Origin of the sequence: Kushneria aurantia DSM 21353, assembly GCF_000382245.1 — a bacterium.
GTDB lineage: Bacteria > Pseudomonadota > Gammaproteobacteria > Pseudomonadales > Halomonadaceae > Kushneria > Kushneria aurantia.
In genome coordinates, this window is record NZ_KB907873.1 from 90,354 (window position 1) to 112,260 (window position 21,907).

Sequence of the window (21,907 nt, forward strand, 5' to 3'; positions counted from 1 at the left end):
GGAGTCGAAACGCATGAAGACCAACAGGACGTTGTGGCTGGCAATGCCGCTGGCACTGGCAGTGGGTGTTACCGGCTGCGCCTCCGGCGGGGGCGGCTATGGACAGCAGGGGCCACAGGGCCAACAGCCCTCCGGCGATCGCAACAACACCCTCACCGGCGCCGGCATCGGCGCGGCGCTGGGTATCGCCGCCGGCCTGCTGACCGGCGACAGCGCCACCAGCCGCCGCGACCGCGCCCTGATCGGTGCTGCTGCCGGCAGCGCTATCGGCGGTGGGGTCGGCGCCTACATGGACGCCCAGGAGCGCGAGCTGCGCAATCGTCTGGAAGGCACCGATATCGGCGTCGAGCGTCAGGGCGACCAGCTGATACTCAACATGCCCAGCAGCGTCACCTTCGGTTTCGACTCCAGCGAACTGCAACTGTCGGCACGCCAGGCGCTCAACCAGGTCAACGCCGTGCTGCTCAACTACCCCGATACGCGCATCAACGTGGCCGGCTATACCGACAGCACCGGCTCCGACAGCTACAACCAGCGCCTCTCCGAGCGCCGCGCCCAGGCCGTCGGCACCTACCTGCAGCAGGGCGGCGTCGAGGCCGGTCGCATCAATGCGGTGGGCTACGGCGAAGCCAATCCGGTAGCCAGCAACGACACCGAAAGCGGCCGCGCCCAGAACCGCCGCGTCGAGATTACCCTGACGCCGGTTCAGAGCTGATCCATACCGGTAAACTCACGGCGCGGCCTGATGGCCGCGCCGTCTATCCTGCCTTTCACCGAGTACCCTTTCCCGAATGATCCGGCGATACCCCTGCCCGTTCAGTCGTCATTGGCGGTCACTGGCTGACGAAAGGGCTGGTATTTTCAATGCGCCATCATCTCTTCAGCGATCTGCTCTTTGCTCAGCGACGCGGGATAATAGGTCGGCCAGTTGCCCACCTCTTCCAGCAGTGCGGCACGGTCATCGCCCATGTAAAGGTGGAAGTGACCGGCATCGGTCGGGTAGATGGCGTGGTCGCTGAACTGGATATAGCCCGGCGCCTGTTCGTCACCCCCCTCTCGTTCGAAGATGTAGCGCACCCCGCGATTGCCGGCCTCATAGGTGAGGATCCGATAGCCGTCGTAGCGGTACTCGCCGCTATGAGACGTATCGCCCTGATAGAAGGTGACGTCGTTACCCTGGATCACGATGCGCTCGACATCGGTGCGATAGCCCTTCTGGTAATACGCTTTGTATTCGGCCTGCGTCATATCGCCATGAGCGGCCTTGTGCGCCATCACCTCATCGAGCGCACCCTCCTGCAGATAGGGATAGACGGACTGCCAGTCACCCGCCCAGTCGGACAGCGAGCGGTCCTCGACCTGGTCGTCATCAAAATAGCCGTTGTAGATCGCCTCCTCGCCGTGGTCATGGCCGTGCTCGTGCTCGTGCTCGTGCTCGTGCTCGTGCTCGTGCTCGTGCTCGTGCTCGTGCTGATGAGCATGATCGTGATCGCTCTCCTGCGCCTGGGCGAGTTGGCCCCCCCAGGCCGTCAATAGCGCAATGGCCAGCAGCGAGCGGGCTGAAGGTAAGGTCATGATCAATTCTCCGTTCCTGAATGAGGGTAAATGTGCGGAGAACAAAATACGTTATAACATAACTTTTTAGCAAAAAGAGGCCATTAAGAAAGAGTCAAGCCATGCGGGCATGTCCTGCCGGGCCCGCGAAATACCTCTTCGCTCACGGCGCAGCAACGCTCAACGACGGCGTACATCGGGCGTCAGCCGTCGTCGTTCGGCAGGGCCTTTTGCCCGGCAGATGTCTGCTCCACGGCATCGTCAAACAGCATCGCCGCGGTATCCAGCAAAAGCCGCACGCCGGGAATGGCCTCGCTGCCTGTGGCGACCGCCAGCCCCAGCTGGCGATAGAGCGGTTGCTCGAGCGCTACCATCCGCCAGCCGCGACGCTCCCGCGGCAGGTGCAGCGCCGGCACCAGCGCCACCCCCAGCCCCTCGCCGACCAGCGTCAGGGCGCTACCCCAGTCGCGCACTTCCAACTGAACATGCTGCAGCGCCAGCCCCTGCGCTTCGACCAGGCTGCGCGCATTGCTCGAACAACCGCCGGTGGCGAGAATAAAGGGCTCGGCCACCAGTGCCGAAAGCGCCACGCCAGAGCGACGCTGGCGTACCCAGCGGTGGCTGGAGGGCACCACCGCGACCCACTCGTCGCGGCATAGCGCCACGCCGCCGGGCGGTAGCCCGGCGTCACACACCACGCCGATATCGACTCGACCCTCGGCCAGCCAGCCGGCAACCTCGTCATCGGTGCCTTCGATCGACACCACCTGAATACCGGGATGGCGCCGGGCGAAGGTTTTCAAAAGCGACGGTAACAGCCTGGCGGAGACCGACGGCAGGCACGCCAGCCGCAGGCGGCCATGCTCGACGCCGCGTGCCGCGTCGGTGATGCGGTGAATCGACGCCAGCCCGGCGATGATCCGCCGCGCCTCGTCGAGCACGTCATCTCCCGGTCGGGTCATGACGACCCCGCGCCGCTGGCGCGTAACCAGCTGTACACCCAGATGCGCCTCCAGCGCGGCGAGCGACTGACTGGCCCCCGACTGGGTCATCTCGAGCTGCCGAGCGGCATGTGACAGGCTGCCGGTATCGGCCAGCGCAACCAGAAGGCGGAGCTGATTCAGCGTCATGGTATTAGCTCGACTGATATCTGTTTTTTGCTGCAGTAACGAGACTTAACCTACGGCTTGCGCTCACACTGATGCAAGTCATTCTATCGATTGATGACGATCCTTTTGTCACCGCCAAAGCTTCATCGGGAGATATGCCATGAGCCGACAGTCATCACCTGCTGTCTCGACGCCCGAGGACCCAGGGGAGCATGATGCCGCACTCTGGATGCGAGGGGCACCACTGCTGTTTTTGCTGCTCTGGTCGCTGGGCTTTCCCGTAGCCAGGATCGGCATTCAGGATGTTGACCCACTGCTGTTTCTGACCCTGCGCTTTGGCCTGGTGCTGATGGTGCTGGCGCCGCTGGCGCTGTGGCTACGCCCGCCGCTGCCGTCACGGGGCATCGACTGGTGGCATCAGGTGGTGGTGGGCGTGCTGATCCAGACGCTCTACTTCGGCTTTTGCTATGTCGGCTTCGCCATTGGCGCGTCGGCGAGCACGGTGGCGCTGATTATTTCGCTACAGCCGATTGTGGTGGCACTGCTGGCGCCGCGGCTGCTCGATGAGCGCATCGGCGGGCACCGCTGGCTGGGTCTGGGGCTGGGACTGGCGGGCGCCGCGATCGTGATTGTGGCACGCGAATCGACCGGCGGCGACTCGACGGCCGGACTACTCTGTGCGCTGGGCGCCCTGCTGGGCATCAGCGCCGCGACGCTCTACGAGAAACGCTTTGGCACCCGGCTGCATCCGGTGACCAGCAACGCCATTCAATACGCCACCGGGCTGATCACCACCCTGCCGCTGGTTATCGCCTTCGGCCAGTACCGGCTGTCGTGGACGCCGGAGCTGGTCGCCTCGCTGGGTTATCTGGTGATCGGCAATTCGCTGATCGCGATCACCCTGCTGCTGGCGATGATCCGCCGCGGCGCGGCCTCGCGGGTCTCGGCGCTGTTCTATTTGGTCCCGCCCACCGCGGCGCTGCTCGCCTGGCTGATGATCGACGAGCCGATGCCGCCGCTGGGCTGGCTGGGCATGGCGGTGGCTGCACTGGGCGTGCTTTTGGCGCGTCGCGAAAAAGCAGCCTGAACGGCAACACCGCCAGCCCAATGCGGGCCATCAGCCGCCGTAGTAGATCTGCGAACCCGGCCCCAGCGGCAGCCCCAGCAGCATCCAGACGATCAGCACGAAAAGGATCAGCAGCGGAATGCCGCCAAGGCTGATGGCCTCCAGCAGATCGGCGCCGTAGACGGCCATGAAGGTGCCCAGATTGGACTGCGAAAACCACGCCACGAACTGCCCGGCAGTAAACGCGAGCATGATGAACATCCCCATGCCGGCCATGGTTTCGGAAAGCTCGTTGGCCACGTCGCGATCGCTTTTGATCGCACCGGTGACGATGCCGTAAACCAGCCCCGGCACAAAAAAGAGAATCAGCAATACGACCGCCAGGGCGTCCATGAAGGGTGACTGCACAATGGCGCCGCCCTCGCCGCGCAGTGGCGCTCCCGGCGGTACGATCAGCAGCGCCATCAGCGCCAGGGTAACCAGAAAGCCGACGCCGGCCCACTTCATGCCGCGCTTCTCGTCAGCGCTGATGGTCGTGGACTCCTCGCCCTTGTAGTCGCCTTCGTATCTGCCCAGCCGCGGCTCGACCACAAACTGGCTGACCAGAGTGCCAATGACGGCGAGGAAGAAGGTCGAGACGATAATGAAGTAGTAGTTCATCGCCAGGTTGATCGAGTCGGCGTAGTCCGGATCGATGGTGCGCGCCGCCTGAATGGTCAGCTCGCCCAGCATGACATCGGTGGCAGAGAGCAGCAGATTGGCGCTGAAGCCCGCCGATACCCCGGCGAAGGCCGCCGCCAGACCGGCGATGGGGTGACGCCCGAGAGCGGCAAAGATCATCGCCCCCAGCGGCGGCAGCACCACGTAGCCGGCGTCGGACGCGACACTCGACATGTAGAGAAGCCCTCGCCCTCGACCCACGTCCCGTTAAGCTGAAGGTCAGCTCAATATCGGGTGGCAAGCTGCCCTGTCGCCACTCACCACATTGGGCGGGAGTAACACCGCAAAGGCGCTATACTATGTTGTGTTACAGGCGCTGCTTTTCGGCGCACCGCGACCTACGAGCGGACTACCCTCCTTTCATGACCGAGCAACATCCGACAGCGCCCCGCCCCATGGCTGACCGGCATCTTTTTCGTTCACTGCGCGTTTTCAACTACCGCCTGTGGTTCTTCGGCGGACTGGTGTCCAATATCGGCACCTGGATGCAGCGCATCGCTCAGGACTGGTTGGTGCTGACCGTGCTGACGGCCAACAACGCCAGTGCGGTGGGCATTACCATGGCACTTCAGTTCGGCCCGCAGCTCATACTGCTGCCGCTGACAGGGTTCGCCGCCGACTACTTCGATCGTCGCCGGTTGATCATGGTCTCCCAGGCGCTGCAGGGGCTTTTGGCACTGGGACTGGGGCTTTTGACCCTCAGCGGCGCGATTACCCTGTGGCAGGTGTACGCCTTTGCGCTGGCGCTGGGCTGTGTCAACGCCTTCGACGCGCCGGCGCGCCAGGTATTCGTCAACGATCTGGTAGGCGAGAAACTGCTCTCCAACGCGGTGGCGCTCAACTCCACCTCCTTCAACGCCGCCCGCATGGTGGGACCGGCAGTGGCAGGACTACTGATCGCGGCCGTCGGCAGCGGCTGGGTGTTTGTGCTCAACGCCGCCACCTTCGCCGCCGTACTGGGCGCGCTTGCGCTGCTGCGGGTTGCCGATCTGACGGTGGTGGCACGCACCAAAGGCGGGCGTAGCGGCCTGACGGAGGGTTTTCGCTACGTGCTGGGCCGTCCGGATCTGACGGCGCTGATGCTGATGCTGTTTCTGATCGGCACCTTCGGTTTCAACTTCCCGGTGTTGATCTCGACCATGTCGGTCAGCGTGTTCGGCGGTGACTCGGGGCAGTACGGTTTTCTGACCTCCTGCCTTGCCGTTGGCTCGATCAGCGGCGCGCTGCTTGCCGCCCGTCGCGAGCAGCCTCGTATGCGGCTCCTGCTGCTGTCGACGCTGGCGTTCGGCGTGTGCTGCACCATGGCCGCACTGGCGCCCAACGTGATCACCTTTGCACTGACGCTGATGCTGACCGGGCTGGCGGCACTGACCTTCATGACCGCTTCCAACGCCACGCTGCAGCTCTCCACCGCAGCGGAGATGCGCGGCCGCGTAATGGCACTGCGGATCGCCGTCACGCTGGGCGGCACGCCGATCGGCGCCCCCATCGTCGGCGCGGTGGCCGATCACGCCGGGCCGCGCTGGGCGATGGGCGTTGCCGCGACGGCAGGTCTGGCAGCCGCCGCTATTGCCATGCGCGAGATGCGACGCCGCCGCCTGTCCTCGCCCCCTAAGCGTTCATGACCGACATCATCACCGCCAGCACATCGGTGCCTGGCGCGCGCGAGAAATCCGGCGCCAGCCGGGCCGCGAGGCTGACAACCGACGTGGGCGTAGCGCCGGCGGCCTCCATCTCACGAAAGGCCGCCTGTTCGCTGCGCGCAGATAGCCCGCCGATGGCATCCACCGCGTGGTAAACGCGGTAACCGGCGGCGAGCGCGTCCAGTACGCTCTGCAGCACCACCACCTCGGCAGCGAAGCCGCAGACCACCAGCACCGGCCGCTCGGCGCCCGCCAGCGCCTCACGGGTGGGGGCGTCCTGCAGCGCCCCCGGAGTGACCCGATGCAGGATATTGCCGTCGCGGCTCCAGGGCGCGAGCGCCTCAACCATGGTAGGGTCCATGCCCGCCTGGGCGGCCACACTGAACCACATCGGCATATCGAGAAGGGAGGCGATCTCGGCCAGCCCGACAGCCGAGCGGGTCATCGCCTCGGGGGCAAGCGTGACGCTGTTGCCGACCAGCGCAGGCTGCAGGTCGGCAAACACGACCTGTACCTGTGCAGGCTTTATGGCCGCACCGGCCGCTCGTGAACCGGGCCCTGCAGCCCTCGTGTCATCTGTGGCTTGCGTCATTGTCGGGCTCCTGTCTCACTGGCGTCCCATGGCAGCTATTTTTTGTCGCCACCGAGCGGCGCATTGGCACCCTCGCCCACTACCGCGCCCACGGGATGTTCGGCCCGATCGACGAAGCGCGTGCGCATCGCCTCGCCGAAGTTGCCGTAGGGGTAGCTCTTTTCCGGCACCGGACGGCTCAGCTTTTCGAGCCGCTGATGGGTCTCCTCGCCGAGATCCAGCGCTACCGCACCCAGATTGTCTTCCAGATGGGCGAGAGTGCGCACGCCGCAGATCGGCGCGGTCACCCCGGGGTGGTTCATCAGCCAGTTGAGCGCTACCTGCGAAGGCGTGGCGCCCAGCTTGCCGGCGGCGTCGCGCACCGCATCGATAACCTGCCAGGCGCGCTCGGTACCGGCAAATTCGGCGATCGTCCACTGCCACATGGGGTTGTCGGAACCGGCGCGGGTGTTGGCATCCGGCGCGTCGTTACGCTTGTACTTGCCACTCAGCAGACCGCCCGCCAACGGCGACCAGGGCAGAATGCCCATGCCGTTGTGTCGCGACGCCGGTACGATCTCCCACTCGATCTCGCGCGACAGCAGGTTGTACTGCGGCTGCAGTGACACCGGCGCCCTGACGCCCATTTCACGGGCAGTCGAGACCATGCGCTGGATCTCCCAGCCGTTGAAGTTGGAGAGCCCGAAATAGTGAATTCTGCCGGCGCGAGTGGCGTCGTCCAGAAAACCGAGCGTCTCTTCCATGGGGGTCAGCGGATCGGTGCCGTGGAGCTGATAGAGATCGACGCTGTCGACCTGCAGGCGCCTCAGGGAGGCCTCCAGCGCGCGGTGCAGATGGCGACGCGACAGCCCCTGGGCGTTGACCTCCTCGCCGGTGGGATAGCGCGCCTTGGTCGCCAGCACCACGCGGTCGGTGATGTCCTTCGGGCGGTCGGCCAGCCAGCGGCCCACCACCTCTTCGGCACCGCCATCGACATAGACATCCGCCGTATCGATCAGCGTGCCCCCCGCCTCGACGAAGCGGTCGAGAATGGCGAAAGCCTCCTTTTCCGGCGTTTCATTGCCGAAGTACATGGTGCCCAGAGCCAGTTTCGAGACGGCCATTCCGGAGTGGCCCAGCATGCGATATTCCATTGTTCGCTTCTCCTGACGATAACGATTCCTGCCCGGCGCCGGCGCGCCGAACTGTTTTTCTGTTATAGAAGACGCACCCGGTCAAGGCGAGGCGTGACGGGCGCATAGCAGTCATGAGATTTCCTTCTGAATCGTGATACACACCCCTCTACCTGTGGCGCTGCTCGAGTCACTGCGACCATGGGTCACTGGTATCACCCGGTGTGCTGGTGTATTCAGAAAAGAGGTTTATCTCCAGGAGGAAAAGCGATGAACAGCGATGCACGCAGCATGCAGGCCGCCCGCTGGTACGCCGCCCGTGATATCCGTGTCGAGACAGTCGAGGTGCCCACCCTCCACGACCCTCACCAGGTCAGGGTGCGTGTCGCCGCTTGCGGTATCTGCGGCAGCGATCTGCACGAGTATGCCGCCGGCCCGATCTTTATACCGGTGGCCCAACCCCACCCGATCAGCGGCGAGAAAGCCCCCATCATTATGGGGCACGAGTTCGCGGGTGAAGTGGTCGAGGTGGGCGAGGCGGTCACCCGGGTCAAGGTTGGCGATCGCGTGGCGATCGAGCCGATTCTGTCGCCCTACAAGGATGGCGCCTATGTCATGGAGCGCTACAACCTGTCGCCCCAGCTCGGTTTCCACGGCCTCTCCGGTGGCGGCGGCGGCTTCGCCGAATTCACCGTGGTGGGCGAGCACATGGTGCACCGGCTGCCGGAAGGCCTCTCCTACGAGCAGGGTGCCCTGGTCGAGCCCGCCGCCGTGGGCCTGCACGCCGTGCGCAAGAGTTCGCTGAAGGCCGGCGACAACGCCGTGGTGTTCGGTGCCGGCCCTATCGGGCTGATGGTGATCGAATCACTCAAGGCAGCGGGCGCTTCACACATTTATGCCGTCGAGGTCTCCGCCGCACGCAAACAGCGCGCCGCCGATCTGGGCGCGGAGGTGCTCGACCCCACCGAAGGCGACGTGGTGGAGAAGATCACGGCACTGACCGAGGGCGGCGCCGACTTCGCTTTCGAAGTCACCGGCCTGCCCGCGGTGCTCAATCAGGCGATCGACTGCACCCATCCGGGCGGCGAAACCGTGATCGTCAGCATCTGGGAGAAAGAGGCCTCGATACCCCCCAACCATCTGGTGATTCAGGAGCGCACCCTGAAAGGCATTATCGCCTATCGCCATATCTATCCGGCGGTGCTGGCGCTGATGCAGCAGGGTTACTTCCGCGTCGAGGACCTGGTGACCGAGCGCATCGCGCTGGAGGACGTGGTCGAGAAGGGCTTCGAAGCCCTGCTGGCGGATAAAAGCCAGGTCAAGATCATGGTCAGCCCCGCACGCTAAGGCGCGTCACCATGCGCGATATCACCCACGCCGTGGCGGAAGCGGCCGGGTGGCTGAAGTCGACCTCTTCCGAATGGATGCAGATACGGCGTTTCAGGGCGGTGGCGAGCCATTCCCGGATCCTGAGCAGACCGAGTGGTGCCTTCAGTTGCGCCGGGATATACGTCTCGAAGGCTGACGGACCGTAGCGCGGGTACAGCGCGGGAATGGCCGACACGCTCTCCGGCGTTATCAGACAGACCGCAGGGCTATCGCCCACCCGATAGCGACCAGGATGAATATCGTAGGTATCGCGCCCTACCGAAAGCGATGCCAGCTCGATCTCGCTCGGTTGACACAGGAAGCTGCCGAAACGTCACCGGCGAGAGCGGCATCGCCCCCTCTTCCTGACTACTATATAAAGGTGAAAACGGCGAGCATCATAGCAAACGCAATCCAGAGAGCGAGGAACGGGCATGACCGGGCAAACGGAACCGACGCGCAAGGCACTCTACGAGCAGGCCCGGCAGCGAGGCATCGAAGGGCGTTCATCGATGAGCAAGGAGGCGCTTTCGGCAGCGCTCGAACGCGACACTCACGACGACGCCAGCCCGGTCGTGGCCTCGCGTTTTGATACCTTCCGCCGGCTGGCCGAAGCGGTAGCGGCGGGCGAGTTCATCCTTCGCCCACGGGTGCTCACCGGCCATGAACGCCGCCGTCACGTGCGCCAGTGCCTGCGTGAGGATCACGAAACGCGCATCGCCGAATCCTCCGAAGGTGCAGCGATCAAGTTCAACGAGCTGTCGGACTCGATGTACTCCTTCTTTCGCGGCACGGCGCTGCTGTTTTACCGCGACATGGCCGGCGACGACGGCTGGATGCCTACCGTGCTCGCGCTCGGTGACGTCCATCCGGAAAATTTCGGCGTCATGCCCAATGCCAATAACGTGCCCATCTTCTCGGTCAACGACTTCGACGAAGCCTACTACGCCCCCTTCAGCTGGGATATCAAGCGCGGCGCAGTGGGTTTCATGATCGCGGCGGAGACCGAAGGCGAGCTCGAACGCAAGCAGCAGATCAAGGTCGTGCGCCACTTCGTCAAGGGCTATATCGAGGATATGCAGCGCCTGGCGCAGGAAGGCACCGAGCAGGACGAGGAGATGCGTTACGACAACGCGCCGAAACTGATCCGCAAGCTGTTCGAGGACGCCCACGAAGAGCGCGACGAGTGGCTGATGGATGACTACCTCAACGATACCAAAAGCGGTTTCCGCTCGACCAAAAAACTGGTGCCGATCTCCTCGCGTCGCGACGAATTTCAGAAGATCACTCACCGTCTGGTGAAGGAAAACGGCATCGACGTCCCCGGGCGCGCCAAGGGCATGCGCGTGAAGGACGTGGCGATACGGCGCGGCCAGGGCACCGCCTCGCTGGGCCTCAACCGCTACTACGTGCTGATCGAAGGGCCGCTGCGCGACGGCAGCGACGATTTGATCATCGAATACAAACAGGCCCGGCGCTCGGCGCTCTCCGGCCTTGTACCCCCTTCCGCCTACATCATGGATACCCTCGCCGAGCGCGTCAGCCACGCCCAGGCGGTACATCTGACCCGCGGCGACGTCTTTTATGGCCACATCGAGTTCGAGGGCCACAGCTACCTGTCACGCGAGCGTGCGCCCTTTCGCGACAGCATCGACCTCGACGACCTGTCCAAAAGCGATTGGAAAAAATACGCCCGTATCTGTGGCCAGGTGCTGGCGCGGGTGCATGCCATGTCGGACGAGGCCGGTAACCTCGATTACGACATCGAGCCAGCAATCGTCAACGCCATTGAGCCCGAGGCGCTGTTTACCGCCGATATGGTGGAATACGCCATCGAGGCCGCCGACCGCGTGCGCCGGGACCACGCACTGTTTCGTGAAGACCATGCGCGTGGGGCGTTTACGCAGCTGGATGTCGTGCATCGTTGAAGCGACAAACACTCATGACTGCCGGGTTTGGCCTCGAGCCCGGCAGGTTACGACATGCCTGCCATAACTTAAGTCGCTATTTATTAACGTCTGCCAGAATCCGCCATCGTCTTGACGCAGGGAATAGCCCAGGGTGTCGATAACGTGCCGGGGCCATAAAACTCCCCTGCTTTCCGGCCCTGCCACTTTTCATCGACATCTCAAGAGGTGTATCCATGCGCCACTGGCCTGCCTGGAGCGTCACGACCGTTCATCTGCTCATCGCAATGCTCGTCGGCATTGCGCTGGGCAGCATTGTCCAGACCCAGTTCAATCTGGCGGCCCTGCAGCAGATCGGCGCCGAGATTTCCATGGCGCAGCGTCTCATGACCACCCTCGAGGACCTGATAACCTTCGCACCGGTGTATGCCCTGCTTTTTTCACCGGGGTTCCTGATATCGCAGGGCGTGGCACTGGTACTGTCGCGCATGATGTTCAGCGGTCGATATCCGGTGGCGCTGTGTGGCCTGCTGGCAATGGCCGCGCTGTTCACCACCCTTGTGCTGGTGAACCACTTCGCGCCCATTCCCACGCTGATCGCGGCGACCAGAACGATACCCGGCACGCTCGCCATGGTGGTCAGTGCCGGCATCGCCGGGGTGATAATGGCCCTGTTACAACGCCACCGGCCTGCACCAGCCCACAGGGTCAACGCCAAAGCACCGCTGGCACTGCTGCTGCCGGCACTCGGCGCGTTCGGCTTTTCCCTCAACTCCGAGGCGCTGGCGCAGGCCGAGTCCGCGCCGGCATATCGAATCGAGACCGTCGCAGAGGGGCTCGAACACCCCTGGTCGCTGGCCTTTTTACCCGATGGGCGCATGCTGGTCACCGAACGCCCCGGGCGGCTCAGGCTGCTGAGCGCCGAGGGGGCAACACTTAACCCCTCATTGACAGGCGTGCCCGAGGTGTTCGCATCCGGCCAGTCAGGCCTTTTCGACGTGCTGCCCTCCCCCACCTTCGCGCAGGACCGCCAGCTCTATCTAAGCTACGCCTGCGGCACCATAGCGGCCAATCACACCTGCCTGGCCCGCGCTACCCTGGGGGAGAACGGGCTCGAGCAGGTCGAGGAGCTGTTTCGCGTGGAACCGGCCAAACAGGGCAACGCCCACTTCGGCGGGCGTTTGGCGTGGCTGGCCGACGGCACGCTGATCATGACACTGGGAGATGGTTTCAACTACCGCGAGCAGGCCCAGAACCTGAGCAACCATATCGGCAGCATCGTACGGCTCAACCCGGATGGCAGCGTACCGGACGACAACCCCTTTGTGGCGGGAGGTGAACCACAGGGATCGCTGAACCAGCTTTCCGATGCACCGCCCCGCCCGGAGATATACAGCTACGGCCATCGCAACCTGCAGGGGCTGGTCGTTGACAATAACGACCGGATCATCACCCATGAGCACGGCCCGCGAGGCGGCGACGAGATCAACATCATCACGGCGGGCAGCAACTACGGCTGGCCGGTGACCACTCATGGGCTCGATTACAGCGGCGCCCATATCACACCCTTCGAAACGTATCCCGGCATCCAGCCGCCGCTTTACCAATGGACGCCCTCGATCGCCCCCTCCGGCATGACCCGCTATGACGGCGAGCTGTTTCCCGAGTGGCGGGGCGACCTGCTAGTGGGCTCGCTGGTCAACCGCGAAGTACACCGCATACGGCTTTCCGACGACCACCGCCAGGCCGAAGATGTAGAAGGACTGTTTGGCGAGCTGGAAGCGCGTATTCGCGATGTGCGCACCGGCCCCGACGGCGCCCTTTACCTGCTGACCGATAGCCCCGAAGGGCGAGTGTTGCGGGTGACGCCTGCCCGTGGGTCGTCGGTTTTTCGATGACATCACCCTCCGCGCCAGGCGATCATGTCGGCTCGACGGTTTTCCCTGCCATCAAGGCAATCATCAGGACATGGCCATCGTGTGGCCAGCATAACTGCAAGGAAGGCCTGGAGATGCAACATTCGCAAGTGGACGTCGGTGGAGGTATCGAGCTTCACGTTGCAGAGCTTGGTGAAGGCAAGCCTGTCCTGTTCTGCCACGGCTTTCCGGATACCTGGCTCGGCTGGCGACGGCAGATGGAGGCCGTCGCGGCTGCTGGCTATCGGGCAATCGCGATCGATTGCGTCGATACTGCGACCGGTACGGAATACGACCGACAGTCCGGCACCGCCAGATGCACCGTCGCCCCAAGCCAGGACTACCACGCCTGTTCGAACGCCCACGTTATCGTGCAGCGCAATGTGATAGACCCGCCTTATTTCACGAGGGCGGGATAAAAACGAAGATGGCGAGTGGTTTTCTCCTGTAGAATCAATCTGTTCCAGTCAGAACCTGATTCAGGAGGACCACTCGCCATGGGTGAAAGCCTGTCTCCCTGGACTCCGTCCTGCAACGGGTCCATCCGCGTTGAGCTCGACGGCCAAAGCACCAACAGCGACAGCGGCGCTCTGCTGCTGCGTGAAGCCCTCGATAACAGCGGCGTGATCGAGGCGCTCGAGGACAACCTGGTCGATCCGCGCCACCCGCTGCGTATCCGCCACTCGCTGGCCGGTCAGCTGCGTACCCTGGTATTGCAGCGAGCGATGGGATGGATCGACCTCGGCGATACCGACACCCTGCGTCGTGACCCGCTCTGGCAGCTGGCCTGCAGCGATGCGCGCGGGACGACGCCATTGGCACAGGATCGACCGTCTCGGGCCACGCTGTCGCGGTTACTGACGTGCCCGGGCCGCGACGACAACATCGATGTGCTGCATGAGGGGCTGCTGCGGCTGGTGGTCTGGCGTCTGACGTCGCTGAACCATGGCGAGCGTCCCGAGCAGCTGATGCTGGACATCGACGGCCTGCCGATCGAGGTCCACGGTCACCAGGGTGGCTCGGCCTTTCATGGGCTGTATGGTGCCCGGATCGACTCGCCGCTGGTGGCCTCGCTGGCCGAGACCGGCGACATGGTGGGTGGCCTGCTGCGTGAGGGCAATGCCGGCCCGGCCGAACATGCCGATACCTGGATCCCGCCTCTGGCCCGACGGCTCAACGAGAGCACCGGAGCCTCGGTGCGGGTGCGCATCGATGCGGGCTTCACCGACAATGACACGCTGGAAGCCCTGGAAGATCGTGACATCGAGTACCTCGGCCGACTTCGCAGCCACACGGGCCTGCAGAAGCTGACGGCACTGCCTTGACCCCGGCGAAACCCGCCACTGACCAGACATCGAGCGACCGCGCCGGCGGCCGGCGGTCACGGCTGCATGGAGGGATGCCATCAATGTCTTTACGTTATAAATAGTTCATAAAAATGGCTCGCCGGGCATAAGCGACGTGTCCCTCATGCATTCAATGCTGCCGGTGGCAGGCGCAGCCGACGCCATGGGGGTATAACGGCGCGATTCGACGTCCTCGTGAATAAGGCGGGATTATGCCTTTACGCTGCTGGGCTGCTCCCTAGTCTGCCTGAACAAGCTTCAAGGTAGGTTTTGAAAGGCACTATAAGCTTTCATCCTAGAACACCAAAGAACAAGCCGATCACAATAAGCATCACCCCGCTAGCAATGTTTATTTTTTTTACAGGAAAGCTGCTTGATGAACTTTTTCGTAGGCGATCGGAAAGCAATATATAGATCATGAAAGCCAAAGCACCAGCAAGCATACCAACTAGATATAGAGTAGACACTTGAATTAATGCCGATCGGCTGGGATCGACGAACTGTGGCAATATTGCCAGATAAACCAGCAAGGCTTTAGGATTAGAAATGTTTACAGAAACCCCCTTCCAATAGCTACTCTTAATACTTGGAGCCTCTCCTTCCCCCTCTGAATCTTTACTATAGCCACTGTTTGACTGATTCTTAACACCAGCCCTAATGTCTCTTACCCCAAGCCAAATTAGATAACAGGCACCAGCATACTTTATTATCGCAAACAACTCTTGATTTTTTGCAATCACAACACCAATTCCAGCCGCTGATAGAGCAAAATAAAATGTTTCAGCGGTTAGGATGCCAGCAGTCAAAGCACATCCGGCCTTCCTACCATGCAGCAGCGCTCCAATTGAAACGACTAAAGCGGCAGGCCCAGGTATTAGGTATGCCGTAAAATCAGCAAAAAAATAAACAAGCAAGCTTATTAAATCCATTGTCTCTCAATTTTTCATGATATAGCTGTCGTTAGCTTCCGCTGTATTGTTGCACCCAGAAATGATTAGAGCAAGAACATACTCCTCATACAGCATATTCAGAACATCATACACACCCGCATCTCCATTTACAGAGAGTCCATGTCGGGCAGGGCCAGAAAAGGCGAGCGCCCGTCGACGAAGGTTCTGAGGAAATAGGTGAAGCCGAGCTCCGACACGTCATAATGGCCGTCGATCATCGCCTTGAAAATCTGCGGCACGATGCGCGCGGAGTGAAAGCGCGGCTCAGCGCCCTGAATCGGGATGGTGCCGTCCAAAAGCAGGCGCGTGCGGTCGTAATCCCAGAACGCGATATCGATCGTTCGATTGGTCATGGCCGTTCTCCGCTGTCGGACGGGGGCCGGGCCATAGCCGAGGTGCGGCGACGTCCCCAAAGAATGAAGACGAGCAACGCCAGGAAGACGAGGTTGACCGGCAGGTCTTCGGCCTCGCCACGCGAGATGTGAAAGATCATCGCGCACAGCTGGAGCAGCACGCAGCCCACGGCGGCGGCGGTCGTCAGGCGAGGTTTGATGCGGGTCAGATCGGGCAACAGGACGCCTATTCCACCCAACAGGTCGATCACACCGAGCGTTCGTACAATCGGTGGCGGCAGATCGCCGGTCCACGGCCACATGCGGGCAAGATCCACTATCGGCGACAGCAGCTTCTCCGATCCCGCCCACAGAAAGGCGAGGAAAATAAGCCCCTGTGCGACCCAGGTCGCGGCGCTCGAGAAGCGCCTGGGCGTCCGTTTGATCGAACGCTCGACGCGCCGGTTCAGCGTCACTGCCGTAGGGCGAGAAGTTCAGGCGCACGCGCTTGCCGCCCTGGACCAGGCCGATGCCGTGGAGGCCGCAGCCGCCCGGGTCACCGCCGAGCCCCGGGGTCTGGTCCGGATCGGCTGCCCGCTCGGGGTCGAACGCCTCCTCGCCGAGCGACTGCCCGAGCTTATGCGTCGGTATCCGCGATTGCGCGTGCAGGTCATGGTCGGTAATCGGCGGCTCGACCTTATCGAAGAACGGATCGATGTGGCGCTGCGCGTGCGTGAGACGCTCGACGGGGATGCCGACGTGGTCATACGGCAACTCGCGCGCGGCCATGCCTGTCTGGTAGCCAGCCCGGCGCTGCTGGACGAACGCGATCCGCCGTCCATACCGGCCGAACTGGCAACCTGGCCCACCATCAGCCAATCCGAGCAGAGCGGATATCATCGTTGGCACCTGGTCGACGGCGAAGACCATAAGGCCAGCGTGGATCACGAGCCGCGGGTGGCGGCGACCGAGTTCGCCATTCTGCTACAAGCGGCGATCGATGGCCTCGGCGTCGCCTTCCTGGCCCACTATGCCTGCCGTGCGGCGCTGGATGATGGTCGCCTGGTGCGGATACTGCCGACCTGGCGCAGCCGCGAAGCGAACATCCATCTGGCGTTCCCATCTCGCCGCGGCATGCTGCCGGGCGTACGCGCTACGGTGGATTTTCTGGCCGAGACATTTGCCGTAGATTCTCCCGCCTGGCGCCTCCCGGTGTGACGGGGTAATCGAGCATCGTGACATCTGATCTCGACACTGCGTCTGCAGCGAGTGAGAACTCGCTATGCTTTTTCAATAATTTCAATAACAGGACTTCCAAATCGACAAGCCGACTGTGGATCGTCGTTTTTCTCGACAAGCGACGGCGAAGTCGAGATACATCCGGGCACACTCGACACACCGAATCAGTTAAAGCCAACCTACGAGCTGTGGACGATCCGTCGTGAAAACTGGCTGCCGCCGTTTCCACTCAGCGCGCGCCATAAGCGGGATCATCCCGAGTAAAACTACCGGGCCTTTCCTCGCCAGACTTGAGCGCCTCTTCGCCTATCCACTCGGCAAACGCCTCGGCGAGCGGATCGGCTTCCCGGGCGGCATAGACCACCAGACGCAGATGCCGCTCCTCGTCGACGATCAAACTGGTGTGCTCGAAGCCGACCTTGCCCAGCCCATCGAGATCGAGCGCGCGCACGCCCCGGCAGGGAGCGTCCACATCGTGACGATGCCACCAGTGGCGAAACTCGGGCGACAGCGCCACCAGCTCCTTCACCAGGTTGGCGATGGCAGGGTCGTCGTCCGCCCGCGCATAGTCGCGTCGGAAGCTGGAGAGAATGCGCGGCGCCTCATCCGACCAGTCGGCGATCAACCGGCGCAGCCCGGCGTCGGTGAACAGCATCCATAGCAGGTTACGGTACTCGGCCGGTTGCTCGGCAAAGCCAAACACTCGCGCCGCCGCATCGTTCCACGCCAAAACGTCCCAGCGCAGATTGAGTACATAGCCGGGGCGCGTCGACAGATCATCCATCAACCGCTTCACCAGCGGCGGCACCTGACACCAGGTTTTGCCCGGCTCGACCGGCGGGCGCTGGTGGCTCAGCAGAAACAGATGGCGCCGCTCCGCCGCGTCCAGTCGCAGTGCCCGCGCCAGGTTGTCGAGAAAGGTCGACGACACGCCTATCTCGCGCCCCTGCTCCAGCCACGTATACCAGGTCACCCCAACCCCGGCGAGCGCCGCGACCTCTTCGCGACGCAGTCCCGGCGTACGCCGGCGCGTGCCCGCCGGCAATCCCACCGCTTGCGGTGAGATCCGCTCGCGGCGGGTGCGCAGAAACTCGGCAAGCTCCTGGCGCGTCCGGGTGAGTTTGCGTTCCCGCGTCATCCTGTTGTTCCAGGTAATAGCATAAACACTTAAATTGTAACCCCATCACGCCGGCCACACACTAACGCGTCTCTACCCGCAATCAGGGGTTCACCGCTTCCGGAGAGCACGCATGGCACACCCATCACGCAGCACCACTTATCTCGTCGCCATTGGCGCTTTCGCGCTGGGCATGGCGTCCTATGTCACCGCCGGGTTGATCCCGCTGATCCAGACCGACTTCGCGGTCTCCGTTTCGGTGGCCGGTCAGCTGGTCACCGCCTATACGCTCGCCTACGGGCTGGGGTCGCCGCTGTGTGTCGCTCTGCTGCCGGCCAACCGTCAGCGCAGCGGGCTGCTTGTAATGCTGGGGCTGTTCGTGATTGCCAATGCGGCCAGCGCGCTGGCCACCGGCTTCACTACCCTGATGGTCTGGCGGGTACTGGCCGGCATGGCGGCGGGGACCTATCTCGCCATCGGTATCGCCGCCGCCGTGGGCGTCGCCCCGGAAGCCGCGCGCGGCAAAACGATCTCGATCATCATGGGCGGCATGGCGAGCGGCACCGTGCTCGGCGTGCCGCTTGGCCTGTTGATTGCAGAGCGTTGGGGCTGGCAGGCCGCGCTGTGGTTGATCGCGCTGATAGGGCTGGTTGCCCTTCTCGGCCTGATCCTGCGCCTGCCGCCGCTACCCGCCGCAGCGGTGGTACCACTACGCCGCAAGCTTTCCATCCTGACCGACCGCCGGGTCATCGGCCTGCTCGGTATCTCACTGCTCGCCGCCATCGCCAGCCTGGGCATGTACACCTTCCTGGCACCACTGGTCGGCGCCCACGGCCAACGCTCGGTGACGCTTTATCTTTGGGTGTGGGGTCTGGGCGGCGTGCTCGGCAGCTTTCTGATCGGTCTGCTGGTCGACCGCTTCTCCGGCCACAGACTCACCTTCGCCATCAAGCTGCTCTTGGGTATCGCGCTGATCGCTCTGCCGCTCTTGCTCGCCATCGGCCCCTGGCTGGCGCTGATTCCCATCGCGCTGTGGGGCGCTGTGGGCTGGGCGTTACAGGTACCGCAGAACAACGAGTTGATGAAAGCTCGCGAACCACAAGGCGACGGCAATCTGGCGGTGGGATTGAACGTTTCTGCCCTTTATCTGGGCGGTGCCCTTGGCGCTTCGCTCGGCGGGCTGGCGCTGGCACTACAGCTGCCGGTTGACATGCTCTCGATCGCGGCCGGGCTGGTGGCGCTATCGGGCATGGGCGTGCATGTGTGGCTGTGGAAGCGATCCCATGCACGCGGCATGGCCTGCCCCGATTCGTGAGCTCACCACACTCCGTGGTACTGAACGCCGCCGACCGGGCGGCGTTCGGTGCTGCCAAAGACGATCATCTCGCCGAGATGGCGCTCATCACGCTGCGCGGGCCAGCGGGCTTGATCCTCGCCGCCTTGTCAGCTGAGTAACTGCGCGCGTGCGGCCTCAAAGCCATCGAGTATCTTGCTATGCGCGGCGCCGAGGCCTTCAACGCAGTAGCTGTTCAGAAACTGTCGGCCGGCAAAAAGCCTGCGGTCGGTCTCGGTCAGTTTGGCTTGCTCGCAGACCCCGCCCCATTCACGGGTGATCGTAACGAGTTGGTTCTCGATGATGGCCTGGGCCTGTTGGTCATTGAGCAGGAAAGCCGGAGCGGCCGTGAGGCAGCTATGCAGCGTACTCATACGGTTTTCGCCCTTGATCAGCATCGCCTGAGTCGCCTCGTTGCCCGTTCGCCCCTGCGGGCAGATGTCATAGGCCGGGGTCAACGAGAGCATCCTGCCGTCCCAGAACGCAGCATGGTTGCGGGCATGATCGTCCGTGTTGCCGCACAGGATATTGAAGACGATCCGGGCGTAAAGCTCTCGCAGCGTTTGCTTCGGGTCGGTGAAGCGATGACGGATGACTTCGGCAAGGTCTTCGTAAGACGCATAGCGCGCCATCATTTCGTCAAGGCCGAGCATCGTCAGCGCTGACACCATCGCTTTTCGCTGCCAGCCAGCCCCTGACTTGATGCGATCAAAGCGGTCGATGAGCAGCACATCCTTGCCGGCCACCGCGGTTAACGAGACCGGAGCAACATCCAGCTCGCATGCAGATGCCAGCTTCATGGCGATGAATTCCGCCTTCACGACGCTGTAAATGTCTGTACTCGAGGAGAACTTGGCGATCATTTTGCGATCGCCATGATCGATCAGGGCCTTCGGGCGGGCGCCGCCGATCGAGGTGCCGTGGTTCAACGCCTGGTTGAGGGCTGGCGTCAGCGGGGCGCCCTGCTCGATCCGTTCAGCCGCTTCCAGCAACTCTTCATAAGACGCCTCGGCCTTGAGACGAGGCACGTATTCCGTGGCGGAATGCTGAAAGTCGAGGGCACCTATCCGGTCCGACCCCGCTTCAAGCCAATAGGTAAGCTCGGAAATGTCGTCAGCTGCGGCGCCAGCGGCCTTGCCCCCCATCAGACGATTGATGATCACCCGACGCCCCCAGGCATCGGGCGAGGCGTCACGTAGGCAACTGGCCATCGACAGGCCAGCGGTCGGTTCGATCAGGCCGCGGCGCAGTGGCAGTTCGGGGTCATGGATCGGGATCGCGCCATCGCGCGCCAGGTAGCTGGCGCCATAGTTGAAGCTGTAGCGATCGCCGTGCTGCGTGACGCGACCGGCCACCACGGGTTGTGTCTCTCCCGGCAACCAGATCCAGACATAGGCCTCTCGTGGCTGCGTCAGCCTAGAAGTCATCATCGACCTCCTGCCTGCTCGGGCGAACCCGCTTCGGCAGCAGCGTCAGTTTTTCCTCGAGATGGGCGTTATGCATCGCACCTGCCCGGTCGTCGACATCGAACAGCCGCACGCCAACGAGTGTGGCGACCTCGAAGACGATGCCGATCTCGGTGCCGGCTTCGCCATTTTCGATGTTGCGGAGGGTCTTACGCGAGATGCCGGCGCGTTCAGACAGTTCGGCAGCGGTGAGCTCCCGCTCCAGACGACCAGCCTTGATCAGCTTGCCGAGGATCGAGAGTGTCTGCCTGGTGGCGCGGGAGTAGCTGCGTGGCCGCTTCATTGCCATCTCGTCAAATTGGGCATTTAAATACTCATTAGACGTCTTGTGAGTATTAAAGTACTTACTATGATGCGGCCTGCATGAGACAGCAAGAATATGGGCATATTATTATCCATAATGCCGTGAAATGAAACTTTAAACGCTCATTACTCAGGCAGCTGGTGGTCATCACCTGAATCCATCGTGCTGTGGAGCGCCATGGGCTGAGCGTTACAGGTGCCGCAGAACAACGAGTTGATGAAAACCCGCGAGGCTCAGGGCGACGGCAATCTGGCGGTGGGATTGAATGTTTCTGCCCTTTATCTGGGCGGTGCCCTTGGCGCCTCGCTCGGCGGGTTTGCCCTTGCACTGAATATGCCCATCGACACGCTCTCGATCGCGGCCGGGCTGGTGGCGCTATCGGGCATGGGCGTACATGTGTGGCTACGCAAGCAGGGCCATTAAAGTTCCATAAAAATGGCTTGGGGATAATAAATTACCGATATTCCTGGCATCTGCCTCAAGCCACCTCATAACAAGCACTTAAAGACTCACAAGCTTTTTCATGGACCTTTAATTAGTCGCCCCTGCTAAACCCCGATTTTTTCCGGGGAGTCGAATTCGGCTCTCCTTATACTGGCCAATGAGCACAAAAAATTGAAGATCATTGACCGGACATAACGCCAAAATAGACCTGAAAAGCGGAAAAAGTAACAGACAAAAAGAAGCTCCCTGAGCTTCTTCATGACTTTCCTCAAATTCATGCCGACACCACACAGCAGCGCATGAATCCGATCGCCCTTGCGCCCTTTCAGATAACAGCGTGACAGCAATCCTTCGCTTTTCATGTGACCGATGATGGGTTCTATACTGTT

General features: G+C 62.5%; 23 protein-coding genes and 2 pseudogenes. 12 read left to right on the forward strand and 13 right to left on the reverse strand.

Annotation, left to right across the window (positions count from 1 at the left end):
- Positions 1-13: 13 nt before the first annotated feature.
- Positions 14-715, forward strand: a complete 702-nt coding sequence (locus H146_RS0110175) for a YiaD family glycine zipper/OmpA-like lipoprotein (RefSeq protein ID WP_026351903.1) — start codon at positions 14-16, stop codon at positions 713-715.
- A gap of 146 nt (positions 716-861) precedes the next feature.
- Here H146_RS0110175 and H146_RS0110180 read toward each other — a convergent pair whose 3' ends face one another.
- Both H146_RS0110180 and H146_RS19050 read right to left on the reverse strand, forming a co-directional pair.
- Positions 862-1,575 carry a ZinT family metal-binding protein gene (locus H146_RS0110180; RefSeq protein WP_019951771.1) on the reverse strand — a complete coding sequence of 238 codons (714 nt, stop codon included), beginning with the start codon at positions 1,573-1,575 and terminating at the stop codon, positions 862-864.
- A 182-nt stretch (positions 1,576-1,757) separates the two neighbouring features.
- A complete protein-coding gene (locus H146_RS19050) occupies positions 1,758-2,684 on the reverse strand; it encodes a LysR family transcriptional regulator (protein WP_019951772.1) in 927 nt (308 codons plus the stop codon).
- A gap of 139 nt (positions 2,685-2,823) precedes the next feature.
- On the opposite strand from H146_RS19050, the gene H146_RS0110190 reads away from it, so the two are divergent.
- Positions 2,824-3,750, forward strand: coding sequence for a DMT family transporter (locus H146_RS0110190; RefSeq protein WP_156826775.1), 927 nt, complete (start codon positions 2,824-2,826; stop codon positions 3,748-3,750).
- A gap of 30 nt (positions 3,751-3,780) precedes the next feature.
- Here the strand turns inward: H146_RS0110190 and H146_RS19055 are convergent, their stop codons facing one another.
- On the reverse strand, positions 3,781-4,623 hold the full coding sequence (locus tag H146_RS19055; RefSeq protein WP_019951774.1) for an AbgT family transporter: 843 nt from the start codon (positions 4,621-4,623) through the stop codon (positions 3,781-3,783).
- Between the two features lie 188 nt (positions 4,624-4,811).
- On the opposite strand from H146_RS19055, the gene H146_RS0110200 reads away from it, so the two are divergent.
- Positions 4,812-6,074, forward strand: coding sequence for an MFS transporter (locus tag H146_RS0110200; RefSeq protein WP_245558727.1), 1,263 nt, complete (start codon positions 4,812-4,814; stop codon positions 6,072-6,074).
- Here H146_RS0110200 and H146_RS0110205 read toward each other — a convergent pair.
- A complete protein-coding gene (locus tag H146_RS0110205; protein WP_051091000.1) occupies positions 6,061-6,684 on the reverse strand; it encodes an isochorismatase family protein in 624 nt (207 codons plus the stop codon). The genes H146_RS0110200 and H146_RS0110205 overlap by 14 nt on opposite strands.
- A 35-nt stretch (positions 6,685-6,719) precedes the next feature.
- A complete protein-coding gene (locus H146_RS0110210; RefSeq protein WP_019951777.1) occupies positions 6,720-7,817 on the reverse strand; it encodes an aldo/keto reductase in 1,098 nt (365 codons plus the stop codon).
- Positions 7,818-8,066: 249 nt separating this feature from the next.
- Between H146_RS0110210 and H146_RS0110215 the strand changes: the two genes are divergently transcribed.
- On the forward strand, positions 8,067-9,143 hold the full coding sequence (locus tag H146_RS0110215; protein ID WP_019951778.1) for a 2,3-butanediol dehydrogenase: 1,077 nt from the start codon (positions 8,067-8,069) through the stop codon (positions 9,141-9,143).
- On the opposite strand, the gene H146_RS0110220 is transcribed toward H146_RS0110215, so the two are convergent.
- A complete protein-coding gene (locus H146_RS0110220) occupies positions 9,127-9,360 on the reverse strand; it encodes a hypothetical protein (protein WP_019951779.1) in 234 nt (77 codons plus the stop codon). The two genes, H146_RS0110215 and H146_RS0110220, sit on opposite strands and share 17 nt — an antisense overlap.
- Before the next feature lie 238 nt (positions 9,361-9,598).
- On the opposite strand from H146_RS0110220, the gene H146_RS0110225 reads away from it, so the two are divergent.
- The 4 genes and pseudogenes from H146_RS0110225 to H146_RS19060 form a co-directional block, all read left to right on the forward strand.
- Positions 9,599-11,092 carry a DUF2252 domain-containing protein gene (locus H146_RS0110225; RefSeq protein ID WP_019951780.1) on the forward strand — a complete coding sequence of 498 codons (1,494 nt, stop codon included), beginning with the start codon at positions 9,599-9,601 and terminating at the stop codon, positions 11,090-11,092.
- A gap of 215 nt (positions 11,093-11,307) precedes the next feature.
- Complete coding sequence (locus H146_RS0110230) at positions 11,308-12,969, forward strand: PQQ-dependent sugar dehydrogenase (RefSeq protein ID WP_019951781.1); 1,662 nt, start codon at positions 11,308-11,310, stop codon at positions 12,967-12,969.
- A gap of 113 nt (positions 12,970-13,082) precedes the next feature.
- Complete coding sequence (locus tag H146_RS22455) at positions 13,083-13,406, forward strand: alpha/beta fold hydrolase (RefSeq protein ID WP_019951782.1); 324 nt, start codon at positions 13,083-13,085, stop codon at positions 13,404-13,406.
- A 39-nt stretch (positions 13,407-13,445) separates the two neighbouring features.
- Positions 13,446-14,303: pseudogene (locus H146_RS19060) on the forward strand (IS1380 family transposase); the annotation flags it as partial.
- Between the two features lie 320 nt (positions 14,304-14,623).
- Here H146_RS19060 and H146_RS20710 read toward each other — a convergent pair.
- The 3 genes from H146_RS20710 to H146_RS0110250 form a co-directional block, all read right to left on the reverse strand.
- Positions 14,624-15,262, reverse strand: a complete 639-nt coding sequence (locus tag H146_RS20710; RefSeq protein ID WP_083920835.1) for a LysE family translocator — start codon at positions 15,260-15,262, stop codon at positions 14,624-14,626.
- A 128-nt stretch (positions 15,263-15,390) separates the two neighbouring features.
- Positions 15,391-15,636, reverse strand: a complete 246-nt coding sequence (locus H146_RS0110245) for a hypothetical protein (protein WP_019951784.1) — start codon at positions 15,634-15,636, stop codon at positions 15,391-15,393.
- Positions 15,633-16,004 carry a DoxX family protein gene (locus H146_RS0110250; RefSeq protein WP_245558729.1) on the reverse strand — a complete coding sequence of 124 codons (372 nt, stop codon included), beginning with the start codon at positions 16,002-16,004 and terminating at the stop codon, positions 15,633-15,635. Before H146_RS0110250 ends, H146_RS0110245 begins: the two co-directional genes overlap by 4 nt.
- On the opposite strand from H146_RS0110250, the gene H146_RS19065 reads away from it, so the two are divergent.
- Positions 15,937-16,833 carry a LysR family transcriptional regulator gene (locus tag H146_RS19065; protein WP_083920836.1) on the forward strand — a complete coding sequence of 299 codons (897 nt, stop codon included), beginning with the start codon at positions 15,937-15,939 and terminating at the stop codon, positions 16,831-16,833. The two genes, H146_RS0110250 and H146_RS19065, sit on opposite strands and share 68 nt — an antisense overlap.
- Positions 16,834-17,083: 250 nt before the next feature.
- Here the strand turns inward: H146_RS19065 and H146_RS0110260 are convergent, their stop codons facing one another.
- Positions 17,084-17,992: a helix-turn-helix transcriptional regulator gene (locus H146_RS0110260; RefSeq protein WP_019951787.1), complete on the reverse strand. Its 909-nt coding sequence runs from the start codon at positions 17,990-17,992 to the stop codon at positions 17,084-17,086.
- Positions 17,993-18,104: 112 nt separating this feature from the next.
- Between H146_RS0110260 and H146_RS0110265 the strand changes: the two genes are divergently transcribed.
- The gene (locus H146_RS0110265) at positions 18,105-19,286 is read left to right on the forward strand and encodes an MFS transporter (protein WP_019951788.1); all 1,182 of its coding nucleotides are present in this window, start codon (positions 18,105-18,107) and stop codon (positions 19,284-19,286) included.
- Positions 19,287-19,300: 14 nt separating this feature from the next.
- On the forward strand, positions 19,301-19,426 hold the full coding sequence (locus tag H146_RS22315; protein ID WP_019951789.1) for a hypothetical protein: 126 nt from the start codon (positions 19,301-19,303) through the stop codon (positions 19,424-19,426).
- Here H146_RS22315 and H146_RS0110275 read toward each other — a convergent pair.
- Together H146_RS0110275 and H146_RS0110280 are read right to left on the reverse strand one after the other, a co-directional pair.
- On the reverse strand, positions 19,415-20,731 hold the full coding sequence (locus H146_RS0110275) for a type II toxin-antitoxin system HipA family toxin (RefSeq protein WP_026351906.1): 1,317 nt from the start codon (positions 20,729-20,731) through the stop codon (positions 19,415-19,417). The two genes, H146_RS22315 and H146_RS0110275, sit on opposite strands and share 12 nt — an antisense overlap.
- Positions 20,721-21,053 (reverse strand): helix-turn-helix transcriptional regulator, encoded by a 333-nt coding sequence (locus H146_RS0110280; protein ID WP_019951791.1) that lies wholly within the window; start codon positions 21,051-21,053, stop codon positions 20,721-20,723. Before H146_RS0110280 ends, H146_RS0110275 begins: the two co-directional genes overlap by 11 nt.
- A gap of 216 nt (positions 21,054-21,269) precedes the next feature.
- Here H146_RS0110280 and H146_RS0110285 point away from each other — a divergent pair, with 216 nt between their 5' ends.
- Entirely contained in the window at positions 21,270-21,497 is a 228-nt protein-coding gene (locus H146_RS0110285) for a hypothetical protein (RefSeq protein WP_019951792.1), read from the forward strand.
- Positions 21,498-21,622: 125 nt separating this feature from the next.
- On the opposite strand, the pseudogene H146_RS22155 reads toward H146_RS0110285, so the two are convergent.
- A pseudogene (locus tag H146_RS22155) lies at positions 21,623-21,907 on the reverse strand (hypothetical protein); the annotation flags it as partial.